This is a genomic window from Nonomuraea mesophila (assembly GCF_004352805.1).
Taxonomy (GTDB): Bacteria; Actinomycetota; Actinomycetes; order Streptosporangiales; family Streptosporangiaceae; genus Nonomuraea; species Nonomuraea longispora.
In genome coordinates, this window is record NZ_SMLD01000081.1 from 1 (window position 1) to 24,485 (window position 24,485).

Annotated in this window: 25 protein-coding genes; 15 read left to right on the forward strand and 10 right to left on the reverse strand. The window is 72.5% G+C overall.

Annotation, left to right across the window (positions count from 1 at the left end):
• Window positions 1-520: hemerythrin domain-containing protein (locus tag E1295_RS26985; RefSeq protein ID WP_132633953.1), on the forward strand; the 520-nt coding region annotated here is incomplete at its 5' end.
• Here E1295_RS26985 and E1295_RS26990 read toward each other — a convergent pair.
• Entirely contained in the window at window positions 444-1,685 is a 1,242-nt protein-coding gene (locus E1295_RS26990; protein WP_132633955.1) for an MFS transporter, read from the reverse strand. The genes E1295_RS26985 and E1295_RS26990 overlap by 77 nt on opposite strands.
• A gap of 61 nt (window positions 1,686-1,746) precedes the next feature.
• On the opposite strand from E1295_RS26990, the gene E1295_RS26995 reads away from it, so the two are divergent.
• The 5 genes from E1295_RS26995 (at window position 1,747) to E1295_RS27015 (ending at window position 5,107) form a co-directional block, all read left to right on the forward strand.
• A complete protein-coding gene (locus E1295_RS26995; protein ID WP_132633957.1) occupies window positions 1,747-2,118 on the forward strand; it encodes a MerR family transcriptional regulator in 372 nt (123 codons plus the stop codon).
• Window positions 2,119-2,220: 102 nt separating this feature from the next.
• Window positions 2,221-2,949, forward strand: coding sequence for a class I SAM-dependent methyltransferase (locus E1295_RS27000; protein ID WP_220448906.1), 729 nt, complete (start codon window positions 2,221-2,223; stop codon window positions 2,947-2,949).
• A 109-nt stretch (window positions 2,950-3,058) separates the two neighbouring features.
• The gene (locus E1295_RS27005; protein WP_132633959.1) at window positions 3,059-3,340 is read left to right on the forward strand and encodes a hypothetical protein; all 282 of its coding nucleotides are present in this window, start codon (window positions 3,059-3,061) and stop codon (window positions 3,338-3,340) included.
• Window positions 3,341-3,438: 98 nt separating this feature from the next.
• Entirely contained in the window at window positions 3,439-4,281 is an 843-nt protein-coding gene (locus E1295_RS27010) for an LLM class flavin-dependent oxidoreductase (protein ID WP_132633961.1), read from the forward strand.
• 46 nt (window positions 4,282-4,327) lie between these two features.
• A complete protein-coding gene (locus tag E1295_RS27015; RefSeq protein WP_132634024.1) occupies window positions 4,328-5,107 on the forward strand; it encodes a TetR/AcrR family transcriptional regulator in 780 nt (259 codons plus the stop codon).
• A 3-nt stretch (window positions 5,108-5,110) separates the two neighbouring features.
• Here E1295_RS27015 and E1295_RS27020 read toward each other — a convergent pair whose 3' ends face one another.
• The 4 genes from E1295_RS27020 to E1295_RS27035 form a co-directional block, all read right to left on the reverse strand.
• Entirely contained in the window at window positions 5,111-5,473 is a 363-nt protein-coding gene (locus E1295_RS27020) for a DUF4180 domain-containing protein (RefSeq protein ID WP_132633963.1), read from the reverse strand.
• Window positions 5,474-5,505: 32 nt separating this feature from the next.
• Window positions 5,506-5,907 carry a helix-turn-helix domain-containing protein gene (locus E1295_RS27025; RefSeq protein ID WP_132633965.1) on the reverse strand — a complete coding sequence of 134 codons (402 nt, stop codon included), beginning with the start codon at window positions 5,905-5,907 and terminating at the stop codon, window positions 5,506-5,508.
• Between the two features lie 812 nt (window positions 5,908-6,719).
• Entirely contained in the window at window positions 6,720-8,063 is a 1,344-nt protein-coding gene (locus tag E1295_RS27030; RefSeq protein WP_132633967.1) for a 6-phospho-beta-glucosidase, read from the reverse strand.
• Between the two features lie 9 nt (window positions 8,064-8,072).
• Window positions 8,073-8,831, reverse strand: a complete 759-nt coding sequence (locus E1295_RS27035) for a DeoR/GlpR family DNA-binding transcription regulator (protein WP_132633969.1) — start codon at window positions 8,829-8,831, stop codon at window positions 8,073-8,075.
• A gap of 131 nt (window positions 8,832-8,962) precedes the next feature.
• Between E1295_RS27035 and E1295_RS27040 the strand changes: the two genes are divergently transcribed.
• Genes E1295_RS27040 through E1295_RS27060 form a run of 5 tightly spaced genes read left to right on the forward strand, consistent with a single transcriptional unit; the run spans window position 8,963 to window position 16,011 of the window.
• Window positions 8,963-10,189 carry a PfkB family carbohydrate kinase gene (locus E1295_RS27040; RefSeq protein WP_132633971.1) on the forward strand — a complete coding sequence of 409 codons (1,227 nt, stop codon included), beginning with the start codon at window positions 8,963-8,965 and terminating at the stop codon, window positions 10,187-10,189.
• A 4-nt stretch (window positions 10,190-10,193) separates the two neighbouring features.
• Window positions 10,194-11,591, forward strand: a complete 1,398-nt coding sequence (locus E1295_RS27045) for an extracellular solute-binding protein (protein ID WP_132633973.1) — start codon at window positions 10,194-10,196, stop codon at window positions 11,589-11,591.
• Window positions 11,588-12,484, forward strand: a complete 897-nt coding sequence (locus E1295_RS27050) for a carbohydrate ABC transporter permease (RefSeq protein ID WP_132633975.1) — start codon at window positions 11,588-11,590, stop codon at window positions 12,482-12,484. The genes E1295_RS27045 and E1295_RS27050 overlap by 4 nt, the downstream gene beginning before the upstream one ends.
• Window positions 12,481-13,281: a carbohydrate ABC transporter permease gene (locus E1295_RS27055; RefSeq protein WP_132633978.1), complete on the forward strand. Its 801-nt coding sequence runs from the start codon at window positions 12,481-12,483 to the stop codon at window positions 13,279-13,281. Before E1295_RS27050 ends, E1295_RS27055 begins: the two co-directional genes overlap by 4 nt.
• A gap of 15 nt (window positions 13,282-13,296) precedes the next feature.
• Window positions 13,297-16,011 (forward strand): sugar-binding protein, encoded by a 2,715-nt coding sequence (locus tag E1295_RS27060; RefSeq protein ID WP_132633980.1) that lies wholly within the window; start codon window positions 13,297-13,299, stop codon window positions 16,009-16,011.
• A gap of 111 nt (window positions 16,012-16,122) precedes the next feature.
• Here the strand turns inward: E1295_RS27060 and E1295_RS27065 are convergent, their stop codons facing one another.
• Window positions 16,123-16,914, reverse strand: a complete 792-nt coding sequence (locus E1295_RS27065; protein ID WP_132633982.1) for a RibD family protein — start codon at window positions 16,912-16,914, stop codon at window positions 16,123-16,125.
• 127 nt (window positions 16,915-17,041) lie between these two features.
• Here E1295_RS27065 and E1295_RS27070 point away from each other — a divergent pair, with 127 nt between their 5' ends.
• Together E1295_RS27070 and E1295_RS27075 are read left to right on the forward strand one after the other, a co-directional pair.
• The gene (locus E1295_RS27070) at window positions 17,042-17,797 is read left to right on the forward strand and encodes a hypothetical protein (RefSeq protein WP_132633984.1); all 756 of its coding nucleotides are present in this window, start codon (window positions 17,042-17,044) and stop codon (window positions 17,795-17,797) included.
• 73 nt (window positions 17,798-17,870) lie between these two features.
• Complete coding sequence (locus E1295_RS27075) at window positions 17,871-18,407, forward strand: pyridoxamine 5'-phosphate oxidase family protein (RefSeq protein ID WP_246080391.1); 537 nt, start codon at window positions 17,871-17,873, stop codon at window positions 18,405-18,407.
• Window positions 18,408-18,438: 31 nt separating this feature from the next.
• On the opposite strand, the gene E1295_RS27080 is transcribed toward E1295_RS27075, so the two are convergent.
• From E1295_RS27080 to E1295_RS27090, 3 genes are all read right to left on the reverse strand, one after another.
• On the reverse strand, window positions 18,439-19,167 hold the full coding sequence (locus E1295_RS27080) for a Clp protease N-terminal domain-containing protein (RefSeq protein WP_132633986.1): 729 nt from the start codon (window positions 19,165-19,167) through the stop codon (window positions 18,439-18,441).
• 85 nt (window positions 19,168-19,252) lie between these two features.
• Window positions 19,253-20,230 (reverse strand): threonine ammonia-lyase, encoded by a 978-nt coding sequence (locus E1295_RS27085; RefSeq protein WP_132633988.1) that lies wholly within the window; start codon window positions 20,228-20,230, stop codon window positions 19,253-19,255.
• A 58-nt stretch (window positions 20,231-20,288) separates the two neighbouring features.
• Window positions 20,289-21,221 (reverse strand): alpha/beta fold hydrolase, encoded by a 933-nt coding sequence (locus E1295_RS27090; protein WP_220448907.1) that lies wholly within the window; start codon window positions 21,219-21,221, stop codon window positions 20,289-20,291.
• A gap of 28 nt (window positions 21,222-21,249) precedes the next feature.
• On the opposite strand from E1295_RS27090, the gene E1295_RS27095 reads away from it, so the two are divergent.
• Complete coding sequence (locus E1295_RS27095; protein ID WP_166427433.1) at window positions 21,250-21,840, forward strand: TetR/AcrR family transcriptional regulator; 591 nt, start codon at window positions 21,250-21,252, stop codon at window positions 21,838-21,840.
• A 113-nt stretch (window positions 21,841-21,953) separates the two neighbouring features.
• Here E1295_RS27095 and E1295_RS27100 read toward each other — a convergent pair whose 3' ends face one another.
• Window positions 21,954-23,432 (reverse strand): MFS transporter, encoded by a 1,479-nt coding sequence (locus tag E1295_RS27100; protein ID WP_132633994.1) that lies wholly within the window; start codon window positions 23,430-23,432, stop codon window positions 21,954-21,956.
• Between the two features lie 101 nt (window positions 23,433-23,533).
• Between E1295_RS27100 and E1295_RS27105 the strand changes: the two genes are divergently transcribed.
• Window positions 23,534-24,460 carry a LysR family transcriptional regulator gene (locus E1295_RS27105; RefSeq protein ID WP_181958048.1) on the forward strand — a complete coding sequence of 309 codons (927 nt, stop codon included), beginning with the start codon at window positions 23,534-23,536 and terminating at the stop codon, window positions 24,458-24,460.
• Window positions 24,461-24,485 lie beyond the last annotated feature (25 nt).

Here is a 24,485-nt window from a genome sequence, read left to right on the forward strand (position 1 = left end):
CCCCACCGCGCCCCGCCCCGATCACCAGAGGCGCTACACCGCGCGCGAGCAGGCCAACGGGCAGCACCTCGTCGACGTGCACGACCACCTGCGCGCCGAGCTGGCCCAGCTGCGCGACCTGGTCGACCAGGTCGCGGCCGGGACCCTCGACGCGGGCGCGGCCCGCTCGAAGATCAACACCTTGACCATGCGCCAGAACAACTGGACCCTGGGCGCCTACTGCGAGTCCTACTGCCGGCTCCTCACCCTGCACCACTCGGTCGAGGACAGCGCGATCTTCCCGCGCCTGCGCAGCGCGGAGCCCGGCCTCGTCCCCGTGCTCGACCGCCTGGAGGAGGAGCACCACGCCATCCACAAGATCGTCGAACGGATCGACCGCGCTCTCGTCGCCTTCGTGGCGGAACCGGGCGGCCTCGGCGCCCTGCGCGCCGCCGTGGACCTGCTCACCGACAGCCTGCTGTCCCACCTGTCGTACGAGGAACGCGAACTCGTCGAGCCCCTGGCCCGACACGGCTTCTAGCGGCCCGGCGGCCGGGGAAGGCGTGCCCGCGCGCCGCGAGCACGACCGCGAGGGCGAGCGCCACCAGCGGCAGGGCCGTCCACGGCAGCGCGCCCGCGCCGGCGCCCTCCAGCACCAGCCCGCCGGCCAGCGACCCACCCGCGATGCCGGCGTTGTACACCGTCGTCTGCATGGAGGTGGCCACATCGGCGTTCTCCGGCCCGGACGCGTTCACCAGCGCCGTCTGCAGCAGCGTCGGCACGCCACCGAAGGCGGCGCCCCACAACACCACCGCCACCAGGGAGACCGGCCCGCCGATCGTACCCAGCACGGCCATCGCCCCCGCCACCACGGCCAGCACCACCACGAGCGTCACGCGCAGGGCCCGGTCGATGACCGCGCCCACCACCCAGATCCCCGCGACCGTCCCCGCGCCGAACGCCAGCAGCACCACGCTCGCCCGCCCGGCGCCGGTCAGCGCGGCGAGCGGCGCCAGGTACGTGTACACCGCCTGGTGCCCCACCAGCACCAGCGCCGTCACCCCCAGCACCGTCGCCACCCCGGGCACGGCGGCGACCCGCCGCAGCGGCACACGCCCGGCCGCCGGCTCGCCGGGGAAGCCGGGCACCGTGACCGGCACCAGCCCCACCAGGACGGCCGCCGCGACGGCCAGTACGCCGAACGCCGCCCGCCATCCGAACGCCCCGGCCAGCGCCGCACCCGCCGGGATGCCCGCGCACAACGCCACCGTGATGCCCGCGGAGACGATCGCGATCGCCCGCCCCCGCCGCTCGGCCGGCACCATCCGCGCCGCGTAGCCGACCAGCATCGCCCACAGGATCCCGCCCATCGCCCCGGCCAGCACCCGGATGCCGAACGTCACCGCGTACGACGAGGACAGCGCGGTCGCCGCGTTGCAGGCGGCGAACCCCGCCAGCGTCCCGACCAGCACCCGCCGCCGGGCGAAGCGCCGTAACAACGCCGTCAGCGGGATCGCCGCCAGGAACGACGCCACCGCGTACGCCGTCACCAGGAACCCGGCCCGCCCTTCCGGCACCCCCAGCGCCGCTCCCATCTGCGGCAGCAACCCGGCGGGCAGCAACTCCGTCATCACCGCCGTGAACGCCGCCGCGGACAACGCCAGCAGTCCCGGCCACGGCATCCTCCCGCGCACTCCATCAACCATGGGACTAGGCTGAAACCTTCACATCAATGTGAATGCAAATCCCAGCGGACCGAGGCCTGCCATGAGAATCGGGGAGCTCTCCCGGCGCACCGGCGTCCCCACCCGCATGCTGCGCTACTACGAGGAGCAGGACCTCCTCCACCCGCAACGCGCGGACAACGGCTACCGCCACTACCCGGACTCGGCCGTCCACCGCGTACGCCAGATCCGCGGCCTGCTCGACTCGGGTCTCACGACGGAGATCATCCGCCGCATCCTCCCGTTCCTCGACGGGCCCGGCAAGATCCACCTGCACCCGGAATGCCTCACGCCCGAACTCGCCGGCCTCCTGGAGGCCGAGGCGGAGCGCATTCAGGAGCGCATCGACTGCCTGTCCCGCAACCGCGACGCCATCCACGCCTACCTCGCCGCCGTACGAGAGGTGCGGACCTGATCCCGCCCACCGCCTTTACAATGTAGATCACAAGGCGCGGGATACCGGCCCGTGGGGGCGGAGGTGCCGCTTGCCCGACCGCCGGCGGGGCAGGCTGATGTGGTGCCGACCGAACAGGAGGTGACCGGCATGGGTTGCGGAAAGCTCCTGCGCCACCACCACGAGCATTCCGGCACCATCGACCATCCACGCGCCTACGAGCTGTTCTCCCGGCTGGGCTACGCGGGGCGCCGGCGGCTGGTGTTCACGCAACTGGCCGCCCTCGCCGGTGCCGGGCCTGGCGACCGGGTACTGGACGTGGGCTGCGGCACCGGCTACCTCACCCGGCGCCTGGCTCCGCTGGTGGCGCCGGGAGGCCGGGTCGTCGGCGTGGACCCGGCGCCGCGGATGATCGCCTACGCCCGCCACCGCTCCCCGGCGAACTGCGTCTACCTGGTGGGCGAGGGACAGTCACTTGACATACCCGGCGGACCGTTCGACGTGGTGGTCTCCAGCCTCGCCGTCCACCACATCCCCCCTGAGGCGCGGGAGACGGCCGTACGGGAGATGTTCCGCGTGCTGCGGCCAGGTGGCCGGCTGCTGATCGCGGAACTCCGCCCGCCACGACGGCCGCTGGTACGCCGGCTCACCGGCCTGGTGAGCGGCCCGACAAGCGACGCTGCGAGCGGCCCGGCGAGCGGTCATGGCAGGGGGCACGACTCGGGCGAACTGGGTGAACCGGGCGAACCGGGCGAGATGCCGGTCGCTCTCGTGCGGGCCGCCGGGTTCCGGGTGCAGGCCGAGGGCGACCTGTGGCCGTTGCTGGGCTACGTGCGGGCGGTCAAGCCGTAGGCCCGCGCGACCGCCCTGTTGATCAAAACAGGCGTGGCGCTTCTTGCTCCCACAAGATCGCTACGTATAGTGATGGCCGATGTCACTTTCGTGATTACAGGGGGAGATCATGAGAAGTACCCTCATCGCCACCGGCGGTGCACTGGCCGCGGCGGCCGTGGTGTTCGGGGCCGGCGCAGCCGCTGCCGACTCCACTCACCACCCGCGCCACTGTGACCTCGCGGTGAACGAAGACTCGACCTACCACCACGTGACGGAGCACGGAAGGTTCGCCGGCACCCGCGACATCGACGCCTGCGTCCCCGGCCACCACCACGACGACCACCACGACTGGCGCGGCAACCCCAACCGGGACGAGCGCAGCTGGGTCTTCAACTGGCTCAGGCGCTGATCTCCCGCCTCGTGGTCCCGGCCCCCGTCATTCGGGGTGCCGGGACCTCGGCTTCTCCGGCGGGTCACCGGGGCGTTCACGTTCGGTAGCCTGGCCTGGTGCGACTTGGCGTGAACGTCCCCAACTTCGGCCCCGGCACCGACCCCGGCATCCTGCGGCGATGGGCGCAGACCGCGGAGGGGCTGGGCTATGACCTGCTGATGGTGTCCGACCACGTGGTGATCACTCCCGACGTGGCGCGGCAATATCCGGCCCCCTTCTACGAGCCGTTCACCACCCTGTCGTGGCTCGCCGGGTGCACCAGCCGCATCGCCCTCGGCACGACCGTGCTGATCGTCCCCTACCGCCATCCGCTGCTCGTGGCCCGCATGGCGGCCAATCTCAACGACCTCAGCGGCGGGCGGCTGGTGCTGGGTGTCGGGGTCGGGTGGGCGCGGCAGGAGTTCGAGGCGCTGGGCGTGGCGCACGAGCGGCGCGGCCGGCTGACCGACGAGCATCTCGCGGCGATCCGCGCGGCCTGGGCCGACGAGCGCGACTACCGCGCCGGCGACATCCCGATCTGGGTGGGCGGCAACAGCGACGCGGCCCTGCGCAGGGCGGCCCGGTTCGGCGAGGCCTGGCACCCGCTCAGGAACACCATGTCCTACCTGCGTGAGACGTGGCCGCGGCTGAAAGACCTCGCGGCCGAGCACGGGCGGCCCACCCCCGACCTGGCGCCCAGGATCCTGCTGCGGCTCACCGCGTCGCCCGTCACGGGTCCCGACCGGCTCGTGGGCGAGGGCACGATCGACCAGGTCGCCGACGACCTCGAGCAACTGCGCCTGCTCGGCGCGGAGAGCGTCCTGCTCGATCCCTTCACCGGCGACCCCGACGAGACGCTCCACCCGGAGGCGGCCTGGGAGATGATCGCGGCGGTGGCCGCCCGCATGACCGCCCGCTGATAGCGTTCATGGCGTAAAGAGTTCGTTCCGCGTGGGGAGTTCCGCGTTGGTCGTCTTCGCCGGGCAGGGTGACGCGCGCCGTTCGATGGCACTGCTGTGGCGCACGGGAGAGCCGGACGAGGTGCGGCCCGGCCCCAAGCCCGGGCTGAGCGTCGACGCGATCGTCGACGCCGCCATCGCCGTGGCCGACAGCGAGGGCATGGCGGCGCTGTCCATGCGCAAGGTGGGCGAGCGGCTCGGCCGCACCGGGATGGCCCTCTACACGTACGTGCCGAGCAAGGGCGAGCTGGTCGACCTGATGTACGACCGGGTGCTGGCGGAGCTGCCCGCCGAGCACGACCTGAGCGGCGGGTGGCGGCCGGCCGTCACGTCGTGGGCCGAGCACGTGCTGGCGTTCTACCTGCGGCATCCGTGGGTGCTGCAGGTCTCGCAGGCGCGGCCGGTGCTGGGGCCCAACGAGTTCGCGATGCTGGACGGCCTGGTCCGCATCCTGCGCGGGACCGGCCTGCCGCCGCAGCGGTTGCGGGGGGTGGTGGCGCTGCTGTCCGACTTCGTACGAGGGGCGGCGCGCACGGTCTCCGAGTCGCGGCAGGCGCCGTCGGCGACCGGGGTGTCCGACGAGGAGTGGTGGCGGGCGCGCTCGTCGCTGCTGGAGGAGGTGGCGCCCGGGTTCGCCTCCCGCTATCCCATGGTGACGTGGGTGGAGTCGGAGGACGACGAGCCCGCGACGGACGAACCCTACCTGGAGCGCCGGGTCGGCGAGACGTTCGCCGTCGGTCTGGCGGTGCTCCTCGACGGCATCGAGGCGGCCGTGAAGTCCGGCTGACCCTCAGCTCTGTGCGGCGGGGTCGTCGCGGCTGGAGCGCCGCTCGGCCAGCTCGTCCAGGTCGCGGACGAACCAGAGGTGCTGACCCCGGTTCGACTCGGTCACCCACGCCTCGAGCGCTGAGCCGGGCGTGACGTGCCGGGAGACGTCGCCGACCACCGCGAGGCCGATCCGGTAGTTGACGAACTTCTGCGCGAACTCGCCCGCGACCCCGCTGCGCAGGACGAAGAAGTCGTCGTGCAGGCGTTCCACGGGGACGGCGACCCACGTGGCCTGGCGCCCCCAGGCCTCCCCGATCAGGTCGAGCGCGTCGCGGGCCTCGCGCAGGGGCTCGCCGTGCGGGTCGCAGACGTAAAGGTCGGGCATGAGGGTCTTCCTCCAGACGGGGACGGGCGCTGTCAGTCGCGCACGAGGGCGTCGACGATCCTCAGCACCTGGGCGGTCTCCTCCAGCCCGCCCAGGATGATGATCTTCAGGTGGGAACGTTCCTCGTCGTGGACGAACTCCACGCGCAGCCCGCGCGGCCCGCCGGACAGGGCGCCCAGCACCATCGTGCTGACACGGTCCATGTCGCTCCTGGCGATGCCGTCGATCTGCACGATGCTCGACACCTCGGCGCGCCGGGCGGGGGCGGGCATGGAAACCGGCAGGCCGGTGAACGCCTCCAGGTCCTCCTTGGCGATGCGATAGCGCTTACCGATCCGCACGGCGGGCAGCCGCCCGTCACGCACGTAGTTACGCACGGTCTTGACGTGCAGCCCTAGCCGGGCCGCCACCTGCTCCACGGTGAAATGTTCCATGACACTCCCTATTATGGCGCATGACAGGGAGTGCTAGGGATGTTCAGAACGGGCCCAACCCGCTCCGAACCGGAGCCCCGACCGGCATGGCCGGGCCGCCGGCGTTCCCACGGACCACCGGCAAACGAAAAGGCCATTCGTCAATAAGCACCTACGCGGTGCGTTGCTCGATAAGAGCATGGATCACCACCCTCACCGTCGGCATATTGGCGTTGGCACGGGGAATCTTCTTCGCGACAATCGGTGTGGAGCAGGCGGACAAGCTTGCCGCGTCATAGGCGCGTTTGTCGGCTTGAGCGGGCGTGCGGTCTCGATATGGAGTGTCACCGGAGGACGAAACGTTCCGGCGGCCCCTCTTCCGGCACAGCACAGCGGCTCCCACGAGGTGAGCGCGGGCCCATCCCAGGAATCGAACGACAGCGCCGATCAGCCCGAGCTGTTATGGACCGCGAGAAAACTGCCGATTCGCAATCCCGATTCGTGGGTCGTAGCGCACTGCTGGTCAAGGTTCACCGCTGCCTGCATGCAGAGCACAACGTGGTGGCCCTCAGAGGTCAGGGCGGCATCGGCAAGTCCGCGATGGCCCAGGAGTATGCTCATCGCTTTTCCGATCGCTACGACGTGGTGTGGTGGGTCGACGCCAGGCGTCCGGAGTTCATCGGCGGCCAGCGCTCCCTTCACCGCGGACGACGGCCCGGTCGACGGCCCGGTCGACGGCCCGGTCGACGGCCCGGTCGACGGCAGCGCGCGGGTTACAGACCGTACGCGAGCCGGGTCGTCGTGCGAGGGCCGGGGACGGCGTGCTGAGGCGGTCAGGGGTGGGAGAAGACCGCGTCCAGTTCCGGGATGCGGGCCCGGTAGCCGGCGAGCAGTTCGCGGCCCACCGTCACCGAGTCGACCAGCGGGTGCAGAGCGAACGCCGCCGCCGCCTGCCGCGGCGACCCCGACAGGGCCGCCTCGATGGCCGTCTGCTCCACCGCCTTGACCTGCTGCACCAGGCCGAGGAAGCGGCCCGGGAGCGGGCCGGTGGCCAGCGGCCGCACTCCGCCGCCGCCCACCGCGCACGGAATCTCCACGACCGCCTCGGCGGGCAGCCCGGCGACCGCGCCGCCGTTGCGCACGTTGAGGATCATGGTGGACGGCTCCCCGCGCGCGAGGGCGGCCATGAGGGCGAGGGCGATGCCTTCGTACCCGCCCGCCTCCAGGTCGGCGGCGTCGCGTTCGCCGGCGGCGGTCACGTCGCGGGCCTCGGCCATGTACGACTCGTCGCGTTCCCTGCGCGCCCTCTCCCATGAGGCCAGGGCGTCGCCGGGCCGGGCGCGTACGGCCGCGTAGAAGTCGTCCTGCTGGCGCAGCAGGGTCTCGCCGCGGGTGCGGCCGGAGATGGCGGCGACCGACTCCCGGGTGAAGTAGTAGTAGTACAGGTATTCGTTGGGGATCGCGCCGAGCGCGCGCACCCAGTCGGGGCCGAGCACGCGGGCCTCCTCCACCTGCCGCAGTGCGGCGTCGTCGGCGAGGAGGCGGGGCAGCACGTCCTCGCCCTGGTGGGTGAGCCCGCACAACCAGCCGAGGTGGTTGAGCCCGGCATATTGGGGCGAGACGCGCGCCGGGTCGAGCCCGAGCGCGGCGGCGGCCCGGCGCACCAGGCCGATGGGCGAGTCGCAGATGCCGATGACGCGGTCGCCGAGCACCTGGCGCATGGCCTCGGTGATCATGCCGGCGGGGTTGGTGAAGTTGATGACCCAGGCTTGGGGGGCGAGTGCGGCCACCCGTTCGGCCACCCGCACCGCGACGGGGACGGTGCGCAGGCCGTAGGCGACGCCGCCGGGGCCGGTGGTTTCCTGCCCGAGCAGCCCCAGGTCCAGCGCCACCCGTTCGTCGGCGACGCGGCCCGCCAGCCCGCCGACGCGGATGGCGGAGAAGACGAAGTCCGCATCGCGCAGCGCGGTGTCGAGGTCGGTGGTGACCCGCACGCGGGGCGGGTCGTCGTGCCCGGCGGCCATGGAGCGCAGCACGTGCTGGACGGCCTCCAGCCGCTCGGCGGACACGTCGTGGAGCACCACCTCCTCCACGCGCGGCTTGGCGGTGTCGCGCAGCAGCGCGCCGTAGACGAGCGGGACCCTGAAGCCCCCGCCGCCGAGGACGGCCAGTCTCATCCGAACCCCTTACGTGAGAAGCACCTGGGCGCCCGCTGCGGCGCAGGCGTCGAGCGTCGTGCTGTCGGCGCCCTCGTTCGTGACGATCACGTCGATGTCCTCGGGCCCACACACCCGCAGGGCGCCGGTGCCGGGAAACTTGTGGCGGTCGACGAGCAGCACCACCTGCCCGGCCGCCGCGATCATGGCGCGCTTCAGCGGCACCTCGGCGAGTGTGGTGTCGACGAGCTGCCCGTCGGGCCGCACGCCGCTGGCTCCGAGGAACACCCGGTCGGCGACGACCTGGCTCAGCGCGGCCTCGGTGAGCACGCCGACCAGCGAGTGGTACGTCCTGCGCACCATGCCGCCGAGCAGCAGCAGCTCGACCGCGGTGTCGGAGCGGAGCGCGTCGAGCACGGCCAGGCTGGAGGTGACCACCGTGACGCGCCGGCCGCGCAGCCGGCGGGCCAGCCGCATCGTGGTGGTCCCGATGTCGAGCAGCAGCACCTCGCCGTCGGCGACGAGCTGCGCGGCCCGGGCGGCCACCGCCTCCTTGTCCTGCTCGTCGACCGCGGCCACCTCGGCGAAGGGCCGGTCGTCGTCGGCGTCGGCGCTGGGCAGGGCGCCGCCGCGGACCCGTCGCAGCGTGCCGTCACGGTCGAGCACCTCGAGGTCCCTGCGTATGGTGGACGGGCTCACGCCGAGCTGGCTGGCGAGATCACGGACGCTGGTCGCGCCGGAGAGCCGGACCCTTCGCATGATCTCGGCATGCCGGAGGCGCTGAAGCACGGCGCGAGTGTATCAGTCAAAATCGAGCAGGAGTGAGCATCTCCGAGCAAAACCACCGGCAAAGCACTTGAAGTAGCCGAGCAAACGTGCAAGATTGCCGACAATCGGAGTGTCGAGGAGGCCCCATCCCCGTGTCTGCCCAGGCGTACGACCCTCTCGCCGGCGAGCGCACCCCGGAGGGTCCGAAGTTCGACGTGTTCCTGGCGGGCACCGTCTTCCTCGACATCGTCTTCACGGGCCTGCCCGCCATGCCCGCCGCGGGCACGGAGATCTGGGCCGAGGGCATGGGGTCGTGCCCCGGCGGCATCGCCAACCTGGCCATCGCGACCAGCCGGCTGGGCCTGCGCACCTCGCTGGCCGCCGCGTTCGGCGACGACGACTACGGCGACTTCTGCTGGCGCACCCTGGAGGAGCAGGAGGCGGTCGACCTGTCCAGGTCGCGGCGCTTCGAGCACTGGCACTCGCCGGTGACGGTCTCCATGGCCGTCGACCGCGACCGCAGCATGGTGACGCACGGCCACCCCGCCCCCATGGCGAGCTCCGAGATGATCGGCTCGCCGCCCCCCTCGCGGGCGGTGATCATGACGCTCTCCCCCGACGAGCCGCTCGGCTCGTCCGGCGGCTCGTGCGGCTGGGCCGAGCTGGCGCACCGCAACGGCTCCCTCATCTTCGCGGACGTGGGCTGGGACCCGTCGGGCTCCTGGCCGTCGTCCATGCTCGATCAGCTGTCCTTCTGCCACGCGTTCATGCCGAACGCGATCGAGGCGATGGCCTACACCGGCGCCGACACCCCGCGCGACGCCCTCTACGCGATCGCCGACAAGGTGCCGCTCGCGGTGGTGACCGACGGCGCCAACGGCGCCATGGCCATCGACTCCATGACGGGCGAGGAGGCGTTCGTCCCCGCGCCGCGGGTGACGGCGCTCGACCCCACAGGCGCGGGCGACGTCTTCGGCGCCGGCCTGGTGCTGGGCACGTTGTGCCGCTGGCCGCTGGCCGACCGGCTGGCCTTCGCCGAGGTCTGCGCGGGGCTCGCGGTGCAGCAGTTCGGCGGCTCGCTGGCCGCGCCGGGCTGGGGCGACATCGCCGACTGGTGGCACGAGGTGCGCGCGGCGGCCGCCCACAGCGGCGCCTACGGCAGCTCGCTGGCCCGCCGCTACGCCTTCCTCGACCGGCTGGTGCCCACCGTCCCGGTGGGCGCGGTCCGCCGCGCGGCGGCCACCATCGCCCGCTACGCCGACGTGGGCATGCCGCCGGGGGCTGCGAGGACGCAGCCGCACCACCACCCCCACGAGACGTCAGGCGAGCCCGGCGACGAGGGCCCGGCCACGTCTCGCGTGCCTGCGCAGAAGGAGTAACACCATGATCGCCCCGACGCGAGAAGGCCGGACCACGAGATCGCCGGGTTCCAGGACGCTCGCCGTGCTCGCCGCGGCGGCCCTGGCCCTCACGGCGTGCGCGCCCGGGTCCTCGGCCCCGCCGGCGGCCACCCCCTCGCAGCCCGGCGCGTCGGCGGTCCGCACCGACGCCGCGACCCTCGGCGACGTCACCCTCACCGTCTGGGACCAGGAGGTACGCGGCGGTCAGGCGGCCCAGATGAAGCAGCTCAACGCCGCGTTCGAGGCGAAATACCCCAACATCAAGCTCAACCGGGTGTCCCGCTCCTTCGACGACCTCAACACCACCCTGCGCCTGGCGCTCAGCGGCAACGAGCCGCCCGACGTGGTGGAGGCCAACAACGGGCGCTCGTCGATGGGCGCGTTCGTGAAAGCGGGGCAGTTGCTGCCGCTCGACGCCTACGCCGAGGCGTACGGATGGAAGGAGCGCTATCCGGAGTCGGTGCTGCGCTACTCGCGCTACAGCGCCGACGGCAAGGTTTTCGGCGAGGGCAACCTGTACGGCCTGCCGCAGGTCGGCGAGGTCGTCGGCATCTTCTACAACGCCGCCAAGCTGACCGAGCTCGGCCTCGAGCCGCCGAAGACCTGGGAGGAGTTCCAGGCCGCGCTGGCCAAGGCCAAGGCGGCCGGCGAGGTGCCGATGCAGCTGGGCAACCTCGACAAGTGGCCCGCCGTGCACGTGTTCGGCACCGTGCAGAGCCGCGACGTGCCCGCCGACCAGATCCGTACGCTGGCCTTCGGCCGCAAGGGCGCCTCGTGGAACACCCCCGAGAACACCAAGGCCGCCCAGCAGCTCGTCGACTGGGTCGGCAAGGGCTACTTCAACAAGGGCTTCAACGGACAGGGCTACGACCCGGCCTGGCAGGCGTTCGGCAAGGGCGAGGGCGTCTTCATGATCGCCGGCACCTGGCTCCTCGCCGACCTGCAGAAGAACCTCGGCGACGACGTCGGCTTCATCCTGCCGCCCGGCGCCACGGACGGCGCGGCGCCCGTCGCGACCGGGGGCACCGGCCTGCCGTTCGCCATCACGGCCAAGAGCCCGCACCCGGACGCGGCGGCGGCGTACATCGACTTCATCACCAGCGCCGACGCGATGAAGGTGCTCACCGACACCGGCAACCTGCCCGTCGCCGACACGGCCGCGCAGAAGGTGCCGGAAGGCCCGCAGCAGGACGTCTTCACCGCGTTCGGCACGGTGAGCGCGGAGAACGGGCTGGTCCCCTACCTCGACTACGCCACCCCGACGTTCGCCGACACGCTGGGCGCGGCGCTGCAGGACCTGCTGGCCGAGAAGGCGAGCCCGCAGGAGTTCCTCGCCACGCTGGAGAAGGACTACAAGACGTTCGCTGAGAGCAACGGGTGACCCAGCGTTCCGGTGCGGCCCGGCCCCCGGGGGAACCGCGCCGCGTCGCCTACCTCTACCTGCTTCCGGCGTTCGTGATCTACGCGGCGTTCCTGCTCTACCCGATCGGCCGCGCGGTCCACCTGTCGTTCTTCGACTGGGACGGGCTGTCGCTCGGCCGCTGGGCGGGCCTGGACAACTACGTGGCGATCGTCGCCGACGAAGGGCTGCGGGCCGCCTTCGGGCACGCCCTGGTGCTCATCGTGTTCTACGCGGTCGTGCCGCTGGCCGTCGGGCTGGCGCTGGCGGCGATCCTGCACCACGCCAAGGTGCGCGGGCTCGGGTTCTTCCGCACCGTGGTGTTCCTGCCGCAGGTGATCGCCATGGTCGTGGTGGCCGTCGCCTGGCGGCGCATCTACGCCCCCGACGGCACGCTCAACAGCCTGCTCGGCGGGCTCGGGCTCGACTCGCTGACGCGCGGCTGGCTGGGCGACCACACGTTCGCGCTGCCCGCGGTCGGTGTGGTCGGCACGTGGTTCGAGACGGGGCTGGTGACCGTGCTGCTGCTGGCGGGGATGAGCCGCATCTCCGGCGAGCTGTACGAAGCGGCCCGGCTCGACGGCGCCGGCGCCGTCAAGGAGTTCTTCGCCGTCACGCTGCCGTCGGTGCGCGGGGAGATCGCGGTGGCGCTGACGCTGACCGTGATCGCCGCGCTGCGCACGTTCGACCTCGTGTACGTCACCACGCGCGGCGGCCCAGGAAACTCCACGTCGGTGCCGTCGTACGAGGTCTACCACCGGGCCTTCGGGCTCGGCCAGGTGGGCTCGGCGGCGGCGATCGGCGTGACGCTCACCGTCGTGATCTTCGCCATCTCGTTCGGCATCAACCGGTTCGCGGACAGGAGCACCACGTGATCTCGCGCGGGGAACGGGTGGCCAACTACGTCATCCTGTCGGCGTTCGCCGCGTTCGCTCTCTTCCCCATCGTGACGATCCTGTCGGCCGCGCTCGGCCCCGCCGACACCGGCGGGACGTCGGGGTTCGGCAACTTCGCCGCGGCGTGGGAGATCGGGCACTTCGGCACCTACCTGCGCAGCAGCCTGCTGGTGTCGGGGTTCGTCGTGGTCGTCAGCGTGGTTCTGTCGATCATGAGCGGGTACGCGTTCGGCACGATGCGCTTTCGCGGACAGTCGGTGCTGTTCTACCTGTTCCTGCTCGGGATCATGATGCCGAGCGAGGCCATCGCGGTCCCGCTCTACTTCGACCTGCGTACGCTCGGCCTGATCGACACGTTCTGGTCGGTGACGTTGCCGCAGGTCGCGTTGTCGGTGGCGTTCGGCACGTTCTGGATGCGGGCGTACTTCCGCGCGAGCAACCGGGCGATCGTCGAGGCGGCTCGCATCGACGGCGCGTCGAGCTGGCGCATCCTGTGGCGGGTGCTGCTGCCGCCGGCCCGGCCCGCCGTCGTCACCCTGACCCTGCTGATCTTCATGTGGACCTGGAACGAGTTCCTCATCCCGCTGATCATGGTGACCAGCGAGTCGTTGCGGACCGCGCCGCTGGGCCTGGCCTTCTTCCAGGGCCAGTACACCTCGGGCTTCACTCTCCTCGCGGCCGGCTCGGTGATCGTGGCGACGCCGGTCGTGATCTTCTACCTGTTCCTCCAGCGTCATTTCGTCCGCGGGCTGCTCCAGGGGGCGGTCCGCGAGTAGTCATCCGGAGGTTCCATGCGTGCAACAGCCGTGGGCCGGCTGGCCGTGACGGCCGCCGTCCTGCTCGCTCTCCTGCCTGCCGCACCGGCGGGCGCGGCCGTCCCTGCCGGTGGTGGACCCGGCTCCCCCGTGGACCTCGACGCGCTGTTCGTCGGCGCGCACCCCGACGACGAGGCCTTCAGCCTGTCGACGCTCGGGCAGTGGAACGAGGACCACGACGTGCGCACCGGCGTGGTCACCGTGACCAGGGGCGAGGGCGGCGGCAACGCGGTCGGGCCCGAGGAGGGCCCGGCGCTCGGCCTGCTGCGCGAGGCGGAGGAGCGCACGGCCGTGGGCAAGGCGGGGGTGCGCGAGGTGTTCAACCTCGACGACGTCGACTTCTACTACACGGTGAGCGCCCCGCTGACCGACCAGGTGTGGGGCGGCGACACGCTGGAGAAGGTCGTCAGGGTCGTCCGTACGACCAGGCCGGAGATCCTGCTGACCATGGATCCGGCCCCCACGCCCGGCAACCACGGCAACCATCAGCTGGCCGCGCGGCTGGCCGTCGAGGCGTTCTACGCGGCGGCCGACCCGAAGGCGTTCCCCCACCAGATCAGCCGGGAGGGGCTGCGGCCCTTCGCGCCCGCCCGGCTGCTGACCGGCGGCGGGCGCGGCACCTCCGCCAGCGGCCCCGACTGCGCCGCCACGTTCCGCCCTGACAACCCGGCGCAGAACGTCTACGGCGTGTGGAGCGGGCGCGCCTCCGCCGCGCGGGGCGCCACGTGGGCCGCCCTCGAGCGCGAGGCTCAGCGCACGTACGCCTCCCAGGGCTGGGCCGCTTTCCCCGACGTGCCGAGCGACCCCGCCCAGCTCGGGTGCGACTTCTTCACCCAGGTGGACGCCCGGGTGCCGTTCCCCGAGCCGGGCACCGACGCCGCGGCGGCGCCCACGGCCGTCCTCGACGGCTCGTTGACCAGGGCGAAGGGCGCCGTGCCGCTCGGCACGCTGTTCTCCCTGCGCTCGGAGACGTTCGACGTGCGGCCGGGGACGGCGTTCAGGGTCGAGGTCACCGCGACCGCACCCCCGCGCACGGCGCTGGGGCGCTCGTCCGTGGCGCTGCGCGTGCCGGACGGCTGGCGGGTCAGCGGGTCCGGCGACCTCGGCAGGCTCGGCGCGGGCCGCACCGGCGAGGCGACGTTCACGGTGACGCCTCCCTCTGGGAACGCGGGGGGCGCGGGCGGGCGCGTGCGCCTCGCGGCCACGCTGAGCACCGAGCGGGGCCGCGGCCACACCGACCGCCAGGTCGAGCTCAGCCCGGCCGTACGCGGTGAGCAGCAGCCACTCCCCCAGGTCGCCCAGTTCCGCACCTGGGTGGACGAGGTGGGCGTGCCGCAGCTGCGCGGCCTGGTCACCCCGGTGCTCACGCTCCCTTCGGGCGGGTCCCGGCAGGTCGGCGTCGTGGTCACGAACGTGAGCGAGGACACCCGGTCGGGCACCGTTCGCCTCGGCCTGCCCGGTGGCTTCACCGCCGACCGCGCCGAGGCCACGTTCGACGACCTGGCGGCGGGCGAGTCGGCGACCGTGCCGTTCACCGTCACCAACTCCGACCCGTCGCTGAAGACCTCGAACGAGGGCGGCGACTACGCCTACACCATCACCACCACGAGCGAGGACGGCTCCAGCACGACCAGGCCGGCACTGGAGCTCGTGCCCGCGGCCACCGTCCCGCGGGCCGGTTCGGCGCCGGACGTCGACGGCGCCGAGGGCGACGGCGAGTACGCGGGCGCCGCCCTCGACGTCTCCCGCCTGTGGGAGGGCGACGCCTGCTCCTCGGCGGCCGACTGCTCGGGCACGGCCAAGGCGGCCTGGCACGACGACACGCTGTACCTGCTGGTGCACGTGAAGGACGACGTGCTCGGCACGCGGCTGCCCGCCTCCGACTGCAAGCGCCACTGGCGCACCGACGCGGTGGAGGTCACCCTGGACCCGCGGGGCACCTCGGAGAACACCTCCACGACGTTCAAGGCCGCGGTGCTGCCGGTGACCGCCGAGGGCCCGCCGTGTTTCCTGCGGGACGCCGACAACCGCCAGGGCTCCGGTGAGGAGACCGCCCCAGGCATGCGGGTGGCCTCGGCGGTGTCGGAGGGCGCGTACATGGTGGAGATGTCCATCCCGATGGAGGTGCTGCCCGCCGCCGTCGACCCCGAGCGCCTCGGGCTGAACATCCTGGTGTACGACTCCGACACCCAGGACAAGACCGGCCAGACCCGGATCGGCTGGTCGACATGGGGCGGGGTGCAAGGCGACCCGTACCGGTGGGGCGTGGCGACGCTGCCCGGGTACGAGCCGCCGGCGGACCGGCCGACCACGCCCGCCGATCCGGTGATCCCCGACACGGCCCTGTCCAGCCTCGACTCGCCGCAGTCGCTGGAGCAGGCGGTGCGCGTGCACGTGCCGCCGGCCGGCGGCCCCGCGGCCAGGCCGTCGCGCGGCGGCGAGGCCGTCTCCGCCGAGCGCGGTGAGGGTGCGGTGAAGGTGCGGTTGCGGGCCGGCGCGGCGGGCAAGGCGCACCTGTTCGTCCGCGACGGCCAGGGCACGGCGGGCGGCCGGGTCGTCACCGTGCCCCGCAAGGGGACGTCGACGGTGACGGTCACGCTGGACCGGGCCCTCGGCGCCGGGCCGAAGGTCGTGGCCGGGTGGGAGGCCACCGGCGGCGGGACGGCCGTCTCGCAGGTGCGTGTGCGCTGACGCCGAGCCAGGGATGAGCGCGTCCGGGCGGGAGGCGCTCATCCTGCGGCCGTCACCCGGGAGTCCTGGGGAACACCGCGCGCGGGCCGACGGCCGGCCCGGGTCAGGGCCTCACGCGGGGGCGGCCTCGCGGATCACCTCGTAGCGCAGCCAGAGCATCCCGTCGCCGCCCACGTGGGCGAAGAGCAGCCGCAGCCGGGTGGGGACCTCCCCGTCGGCGAGTTCGGGGCCGTCGAAGAGCGACGGCGTGCCCAGCCCGCCGATGGCCGCGGGGATGACGACCAGCTGGATCTCGTCGACGAGGCCGGCCCGCAGCAGCGCGCCGTTGAGCCCGCCCCCCGCCGTCGAGACGACACAGGTGACCCCGAGCTTGTCCCGCATGCGCCGCAGGGCGGCGGCCAGGTCGACACGTTCGCCGCCGGCGACCAGGTAGGGGATCCTCTCCCGGCGCAGACAGGCCAGATAGGGCGCGGGCGTGGCGCGGGCCACCAGCACCAGCAGGTCGAACTCGCCGTTGCGCTTCATCGACCACCGCACCCGGCCCCGGCCGTCGACGACCGTGAACCACTTCTCGTGCCCCGGCCGCTCGACGACCTCCTCGGGCAGGAAGTCCGTGCGGAGTTCCTCCACCGGCTCGTCGAACTCCTCGGGCAAGCCGGTCAGCGGCCCGGCGGAGTCGGTGACCAGCGATCCGCTCCCTTCCAGGACCGCCTGCGGCCGATGCAGGCCGGCCAGCAGCGACGAACGCGCGTCCTCGGCCGCCTGCGCCCCCTCCGGCTGCATGGACCGCCAGATCGCGGCGGCGCTGTCGTCCATCAGCAGCCGGTCGCGGCGGAGCGTCACCCGCCCGTCGACCGACGTCGACACGGAGACCACGACCCGCGGCCGGGGTGTCTCGTCCATGACGGCCTGCTCCTCTTCTCCAGGGGTGTGCGGGTCTCCTTCCTATCGAGCGGCACCGACGGTTTCGTGTTGCCGCGCGTCATCGGAAACCGTGGCGCGCGCGGGTAAGGCTCAGTACGTTGAGCGGATGGATCTTGACGATTTCGAGCCGCCGGCACCGGGGTTCTTCGACCTTCACGCCGACGTGCTCGCCGCACTCCCACCGGTGCGCCTCGCCGGCGGGCGTGTGCTGGGCGCGGACGCGAGGCAGAGTGCCGCATTACGGCGGGCGGCCGAATACGCCAGAAGCGCCCAGGACCTCGGGTACGGCCCGGACGACCTCCCGCGCGCGGACCTGTCCGAGGAGGAGGGCACGGTGTCGTCGCTCGCCGCCAGTGCCGGCTTCCTGGAGGTCGAAGAGGGCTTCTTCGCGACGCCCCGGGGTGTCGCCTGGCCGGACGTCCCCGACGCCGAGGCGGTCGAGACGTGGGCCGCGGGCATGTACGGCGCCCTCGCCGGGAACGTCACCGACCGGCTCCAGACGGAGCTTCTCGACGAGCTTCTCGACCAGGACCCCGACGACGAGGACGCCCTGCCCAACTTCAACGACGCCTTCCACGGCCTCGTCCCCGCGTTGCTGGTCACGCTGCTCCGGGCGCCGGGCGGCATGCCCCTATGCGAACTGCGCCGGGCCGCCGCGGAACACACCGGGCAACTCTCCTGGGACACCGTCGCGACCCACCAGGGCGACCCGCTCACCCCGACGCTGGAGCCCCTCGTCGAGTACGGCGTCGTCGTGGTCGAGGACGACGCTGTGCGGCTGACGCCCCTCGGGCTCCACGGCACGGTGTTCCACATCCGGAATGAGGGTCACACCGTCGGATCGTCGAGCGCCGCCGGCTGACGGGCCCCTGCTCCGTTCCGTGGCCCGCGTGCCGGGTAGCAGTTGACCGTCGTGGTCCGCCGATCGTCGAGGGTTGGGAAGCATCATGGTCCGTACGCCCGAAACCACCATCGACCCGCGCTACAGCAGCGACAACGCCCGGCCCACCCCGTGGCAGGACGCCGTCGCCGGCCTCGGGACCGCGGAGCTGTACTGGGTGTCCACCGTCCGGCCCGACGGGCGGCCGCACGTCACGCCGGTCGTCGGGGTCTGGCTGGACGACGCCTTCTACTTCTCCACCGGGCCGGAGGAGCAGAAGGCGAAGAACCTCGCGGCCGGCCCGCACTGCGCGGTGACCACCGGGTGCAACCGGTGGAACGAGGGCCTGGACATCGTCCTGCACGGCGACGCCGTCCAGGTGCGCGACCGGGAGGTGCTGCGCCGGGTGGCCGGCGCCCACACCGCCAAGTACGGCAGCGCCTGGGCCGCCGAGGTCGGCGACGACGGTGTCTTCCGCATGCACGGGCACGAACCGCTGGTGTACGAGGTCGTGCCGGCACAGGCCCTGGGGTTCGGCAAGACGGAGGGGTTCAGCCACACCCGGTGGGACTTCACCACCGGGCCCGACTGACCGGCACCGGCCCCTCGGGCACGGCGGAAGGTCAATCCTTCGACTGCCGGATCTCGTCGATCGCCCGGAGGATCTCACGCTCGGCCGGTTCCTTGGTCACGCCCAGGTCCGCCAGCGCCCGCACCACCGGCCCGTCCTCCAGCGACAGGATGCCGAGCAGGATGTGCTCGGTGCCCACATAGTCGTGGCCCAGCCGCAGCCCCTCGCGCAACGTCAGGTCCAGAGCCTTCCTGCCCTGCGCGGAGAACGGGGTGACCATCTGCCGGGGACTTCCCTCGCCCGGCCCGAGCGCGGCCGTCACGGCGTCCTTGACGGAGCCGGGTGACGCGCCGAGCGCCACCATGGTCGCGGCCGCCAGCGCCTCCGGCTCGCGCAGCAGCCCGAGCACCAGGTGGCCGGGCTCGATGTGGTCGTGGCCCCCTTCCCGCGCCTCCTCCTGAGCCTTGACGACGACGCTGCGGGCCCGATCGGTGAAGCGGGCGTAGGCGCGCATGTCGGCCGGCAGGTCCTGGCCGCCGTCCTTGGGCACGAACCGCTTCTGCGCGGCCTGTTTGGTGACGCCCATGCCGCGCCCGATGTCGGTCCAGGAGGCGCCGGAGCGCCTGGCCTGGTCGACGAAGTGGCCGATCAGGTGGTCGGCCACCTCGCCGATGTGCTCGCCCAGGGCCACCGCGTCCGACAACTCGCCCAGGGGGTCGGCGTCGGGGTGGCGCTTCTTGATCGAGGAGATCAGGTCGTCGAGACGTACCGTACTGTCCATGCCGTCAACCATAGGTTGACGATTGTCCATCGTCAACCTATGGTTGACGCCCACCCCGGTCGCCGGCGCCGGTCCGCGCGAGGCCTCAGCGGGTGCCGACCCAGCGGTGATAGGCGTCCAGGTCGACGTTGCCGCCGCAGACGATGGTGGCCACGTGGCGTCCGGCGAAGCGGTCACGGTCCTCCAGCACGGCGGCGACACCGAGGGCGGCCGAGGGTTCGGCGACGAGCCCGGCGTCCTCCAGGAGCATGCGCATGCCCGCGACGATCGACGACTCCCGCACCAGGACGGCGTCGTCGGCCACCTGGAGGAGGTCGTCCAGGACCGCGGGGATCGGGTAGCGGCCGGCGACCCCGTCGGCGATGGTGTCGGTGGCGCCGGTGGTGACGACCCGGCGCTCGTGGAAGGAGCGGGTCATCGCGGGCGCCCCGAGGGGCTGTACGCAGATCACCTCGACCGCGGGCAGCAGGCTCTTCAGGACGTGGCCCACGCCGGTGGCCATCGCGCCGCCGCCCAAGGCGATCAGGACGGCGTCGAACGGGGGCGTCCCGCTCGCCAGTTCCAGGCCGATGGTGGCCGCGCCCTCGCAGGTCTCGATGTCCAGGCTGTCCTCGACCAGGCGCACGTCACGCTGTCGCGCGATGCTCACCGCCCGCTCGCGGGCCGTTTCGAAGTCGCCCTCCACCAGCTCCAGCTCGGCGCCCAGCGCACGCATCCCGGCGAGCTTGGCGGCGGGCGCGGAGCGCGACGCCACCACCGTCACATCGAGGCCATGGCGGCGCCCCGACCAGGCGAGTGCCTGGCCGAGGTTGCCGGCGCTGGCGCACACCGCGGCCGTGCGGCCCTGGCCGGTCAGCCCGCTCACGACCAGTTCGGCGCCTCGCCCCTTGAAGCTGCGCACCGGGTTGGCCGTCTCCAGCTTGACGCTCACCGTGCAGCCGAGCCGGCGTCCCAGCGCGTCGCACTCGTACAGCGGGCTGTCCAGGAACCGCGGGTCGATCACGTGGCGAACCGCGCGGATCCGGTCGAGGTCGAGGCGGGTGCGGGGGACGGCCTGTTTCATGACCCCATAGTGCCCCACGTACGCAGAGCGCGGGCCCGGGTCGGCCGCGAACGGGGGATCACCGCGGCGGGGGCGGCGTCCCGTGCCGGTCGGCGGCCGGGGACAGCTCGGCGAGGAACGACCGGATCAGCCGCCCCACCGCCTCGGGCGCGTCGGCCGGCAGGCCGTGCCCGGCGTCCGGCACGATCTCCGTACGGTGGCCGGGCAGCAGCCTCCGGGCACGTTCCGCCGCGCGGCGTACGTCGTGGACCGGACTGCGTCCGCCGAGGACCACCAGCGTGGGCACGGTGATCGCGCGCAGCTGGTCGTCGGTCAGGGCCTGCGGCGCGGTGACGGCTCGCTGCCGGTGGTCCAGCAGCGCCGACACCAGCAGGTCGCGCATCGGCGGCGGCGGCACCCGGCCTGCCCGGCACCAGGCCAGGTAGCGGCCGGCGGCCGCCCTGGAGCCGGTCAGCAGCACCACCAGCGCCCGGAGCACGAACGCCGCGCGGACGGGGACGAGCGCCCTGGCCGGTTCGAGCGCCGTCACCGAGGCGACCCGTCGCGGCCGGTGCACCGCCTGGTTGAGCGCCATCCAGCCGCCGTACGAGAGCCCTATCAGGTGGGCGCGGTCGCAGTCCAGCTCGGCCAGCACCTCGTCGAGCCACTGCGCGCGCTCTCGCGCGTCGGTCACGGGGCGCTTCTGGACGCTGGCGCCGGCGTCGCCGAGGGTGTCGACGGCGAGGACCGTGCCGTACGCCGTCAACATCGGCATGATCGGCGCCCAGGAGGCGGAGGTCGCGTTGCCACCGTGCAGGAGCACCAGGGGCGGTCCCGTGCCGCCGTGCGCGCGGTGCACGGCGGTGGGCCCGAACGAGGTCGCCACCTCGTGACGGGTGTGCCGCGGCCAGGCCGCCATGGCCTGGTCGTACAGCGAGAAGAACCGTTCCCGCGCCTCGTCGTCCACGAAGCCGCTCAACCGCACCCCGATCCCCCACTTCGTCGATCGCACACTACATTACAAGTGTAATGTAGGTGGCATGAGAACCAGACTCGACCCGTCACAGCGCCGCGCCGCCATCGCGGAGGCGGTCGGACGGGTGCTGAGCCGCGGCGGGCCGGACGCGCTCGGCATGCGGGAGGTCGCGGCGGAGGCCGGAGTGAGCACCGGAGCCCTCCAGCATCACTTCACCACGAAGGACGACATGCTGCTGTTCACGCTGGAGCACCACGGTCGCCGCCTGGTGGAGAGGCTCTCGGCCCGCGCCGCCGGCGCGCCGCGGCCCTCTGCGCCCCGTCGCGTGCTGCGCGCGATCGCGATCGAGCTGCTTCCGCTGGACGAGGAACGTGCCGCCGAGGCGAGGATCGCCGCGGCGTTCACGCTGCGCGCCGCGGCCGACCCGAAGCTCGCGCAGATCTTCCGCCGGCAGTACGCGCTGCTGCACGCCCTGGTGGCCGAGCAGTTCGGCGGGGCCGGCGTGGCCGACGCCGACGCCCGCGCCCGGGAACTGCTCTGCCTCATCGAGGGCCTGCGCACCCAGCGCCTCCTCGGTGAGATGGGCGACGACACGATCATGGCCATGGTGGAACGGCTCCTCGACCGGCTCGAACCGGACGTGCGTCAAGGGTGACCGTCGCTCGCGGGTCTCAGGAGCTCGTACAGGCTGGAGAAGCCGTCGCGTCTGCCGAGCACACCTGCCGGGCCGGCGAGATCCGCGCTCTCATCGGGCTCGCCCTGGTCGCCTCACCCTCGCCCGCCGCGCGGGGCGAGGGCGCGGAACAGCGGCGGCAGCAGAGCCAGGGCGGTGAGGGCGAGCGCGAGGTTGCCGATCAGCGTGATGGTGAACGCGTCGGAGAACGCGGCAGGTGACGTCCGCTGGCCGAGGAAGGCGAAGAAGACCAGGCTCAGAATCGCGACTCCCAGCGACATGCCCACCTGGGTGGCGGTCTCCAGCACGCCGCCCGCCGCCCCGGCGTCCTTCGCGGGCACGCCGGTCAGCACGGTTCCGATCAGTGGGCTGACGCCCAGGCCTTGGCCGAAGCCGGTGACGGCGAGGGAGGGCAGCAGGATCCAGCCCGTCGCGCCGGTTCCCGCGGCCCATACCGTGGCGAGCAGCGCGAGGGTGCCGGCGGCGTTGATGGCGTAGCCGAGGGTGAGCAGGTGGTGTCCCAGCACGGCCTGGATGCGCGGTCCCAGGAGCGAGGCGGCGGCGAAGGCCACGGCGAGCGGGACGAAGGTGAGCCCGGCGACCAGCGGCGAATAGCCCATGCCGTTCTGCAACTGGAGGGTGAGGACGAAGAACAGGCCCGCGTTCCCGGCGAAGAAGGCCAGCGCGATCGCGTTTCCTGACGTGAAGGCCCGCAGACGGAACAGGGCAGGGTCGAGCAGCGGGCTGCCCCCGCGTACGGCCAGCCGCCGCTCCCAGACCACGAAGGCGGCCAGCACGGGGAGCGAGGCGCCCAGCGAGATCCAGGTCCAGACGGGCCAGCCCGCGTGCTGACCTTCCACCAGCGGAACCGACAGGAGGAGCAGCGCCCCGCTGAGCAGGCCGACGCCGGTCAGGTCGAGCCCGGAACGGCTGCCCGAGGCGCGGCCGGAGGGCAGCAGCCGGGCGGCGCCGGCCAGGACGGCCAGCCCGATCGGCACGTTCACCAGGAACACGTTGCGCCAGCCCAGGCCGAACACGTCGAGGTGGATCAGCAGGCCGCCCAGCACCTGCCCGGCGATCGAGGCCAGCCCGATCGTCGCGCCGAACACCGCGAACGCCGTCGTCCGCGCCCGGCCGGTGAACACGGTCTGCAGCACCGCCAGCACCTGCGGATAGAACAGACCGGCCCCAACCGCCTGGACGGCGCGGAAAGCGATCAACGACACCGGGTCGGGAGCCAGCCCGGCCGCCAGGGAGCCGAGCAGGAAGACCCAGGTCCCGACCAGGTACAACCGCCGCGTGCCGTACAGGTCGCCCAGCCGGCCCCCCGTCACCAGCATCAGCCCGTACACCAGCACATAACCACTCACGGCCAGCTCCACCTGCGAGAAACTGGCCGGCAACTCGGCACGGATCGACGGCACGGCCACATTCACGATGAACGAATCCATGATCGCCATGAACGTGCCGGTCATCACCACCACCAGCGTCCATGTCTCACGCCTGGACAGGCGACCCTCCTGGGGGGCCGGCCCGCGCTGTTCGGCCGCCGCGATGTCGATACCTGCGGACATGTCTTCCCTCTCCTCGATCTCAACCTCGGGACCCATTCATGATCGGTACGCGCGCACCCCCGAACAACGGCGGAGAACGGAACAAGCGATAATCGAGGCTTATGAATAGCGCCCGGCTGCCTGAACGGTACGAACTGGAAATCTTTCTCGTCCTGGCCGACGAGAGGCACTTCGGCCGCACTGCCGAGCGGCTGCGCCTGTCCCAGCCACGAGTGAGCCAGACGATCAAGAAGCTGGAGCGCCGGATCGGCGCGCCCTTGTTCGAACGCACCAGCCGCCGCGTGCAACTCACCCCGCTGGGCGCCCAGCTGCGTGACGACCTGCAACCGCTGTACCAGGGCATGGCCGAGGCGATGGCGCGGGCGACGGCCACCGCCCGCGGCGTGCACGGCACACTGCGCGTCGGGTTCCTGGGCGTGGGTGCCGGCGAGCTCTCCCCCACGATCATGGACACTTTCCGGGCCCGCCACCCCGGCTGCGAGATTCAGATGCGCGAGACCCACTTCTCCGACCCTCTCGGGCCGCTGCGCGCCGGCGAGGTCGACCTCCTGCTCACCCGGCTACCCGTGACCGAGCCCGATCTGACCGTGGGCCCGGTCGTCCTCACGGAACCCCGCGTCCTGGCCGTGCCGGCGCGCCATCCGTTCTCCCGGCGATCCAGCGTCTCCCTGGAGGACCTGGCCCGGGACACGGTGTTCGGCATCACCGGTCCGGCCCCCGGCTACTGGTGGGATTTCCACGTCCCCCGCTCCACTCCGAGCGGCAGGGCCATTCCTCGCGGACAGGACATCAGCACGTTCCAGGAACTGCTGGCACTGATCGCCGCAGGCCAGGGCATCTCCCCCGTGGCCGCCTCCGTCGAGCGCTACTACAACAGACCCGACATCGCCTTCATCCCGCTGGTGGACGCGCCGGACACCGACGTCGCCGTGGTCTGGCGAACCGCCGCCGACACCGCCCGCGTCCGCGCCTTCGTACAGGCCACCCGCCACGCCCTCGACATCAACGGCGGCCCTGCCCGCTTCTGATCGAGGTGTTCACCGCGGTGGGACG

What these genes read in the sequence shown, in the direction of transcription:
- E1295_RS26990 (WP_132633955.1), bottom strand. Translation starts at nt 1,685, where the DNA reads ATGGTTGATGGAGTGCGCGGGAGGATGCCGTGGCCGGGACTGCTGGCG.
- E1295_RS26995 (WP_132633957.1), top strand. Translation starts at nt 1,747, where the DNA reads ATGAGAATCGGGGAGCTCTCCCGGCGCACCGGCGTCCCCACCCGCATG.
- E1295_RS27005 (WP_132633959.1), top strand. Translation starts at nt 3,059, where the DNA reads ATGAGAAGTACCCTCATCGCCACCGGCGGTGCACTGGCCGCGGCGGCC.
- E1295_RS27020 (WP_132633963.1), bottom strand. Translation starts at nt 5,473, where the DNA reads ATGCCCGACCTTTACGTCTGCGACCCGCACGGCGAGCCCCTGCGCGAG.
- E1295_RS27025 (WP_132633965.1), bottom strand. Translation starts at nt 5,907, where the DNA reads ATGGAACATTTCACCGTGGAGCAGGTGGCGGCCCGGCTAGGGCTGCAC.
- E1295_RS27030 (WP_132633967.1), bottom strand. Translation starts at nt 8,063, where the DNA reads ATGAGACTGGCCGTCCTCGGCGGCGGGGGCTTCAGGGTCCCGCTCGTC.
- E1295_RS27045 (WP_132633973.1), top strand. Translation starts at nt 10,194, where the DNA reads ATGATCGCCCCGACGCGAGAAGGCCGGACCACGAGATCGCCGGGTTCC.
- E1295_RS27060 (WP_132633980.1), top strand. Translation starts at nt 13,297, where the DNA reads ATGCGTGCAACAGCCGTGGGCCGGCTGGCCGTGACGGCCGCCGTCCTG.
- E1295_RS27065 (WP_132633982.1), bottom strand. Translation starts at nt 16,914, where the DNA reads ATGGACGAGACACCCCGGCCGCGGGTCGTGGTCTCCGTGTCGACGTCG.
- E1295_RS27070 (WP_132633984.1), top strand. Translation starts at nt 17,042, where the DNA reads ATGGATCTTGACGATTTCGAGCCGCCGGCACCGGGGTTCTTCGACCTT.
- E1295_RS27080 (WP_132633986.1), bottom strand. Translation starts at nt 19,167, where the DNA reads ATGGACAGTACGGTACGTCTCGACGACCTGATCTCCTCGATCAAGAAG.
- E1295_RS27085 (WP_132633988.1), bottom strand. Translation starts at nt 20,230, where the DNA reads ATGAAACAGGCCGTCCCCCGCACCCGCCTCGACCTCGACCGGATCCGC.
- E1295_RS27095 (WP_166427433.1), top strand. Translation starts at nt 21,250, where the DNA reads ATGAGAACCAGACTCGACCCGTCACAGCGCCGCGCCGCCATCGCGGAG.
- E1295_RS27100 (WP_132633994.1), bottom strand. Translation starts at nt 23,432, where the DNA reads ATGTCCGCAGGTATCGACATCGCGGCGGCCGAACAGCGCGGGCCGGCC.
- E1295_RS27105 (WP_181958048.1), top strand. Translation starts at nt 23,534, where the DNA reads ATGAATAGCGCCCGGCTGCCTGAACGGTACGAACTGGAAATCTTTCTC.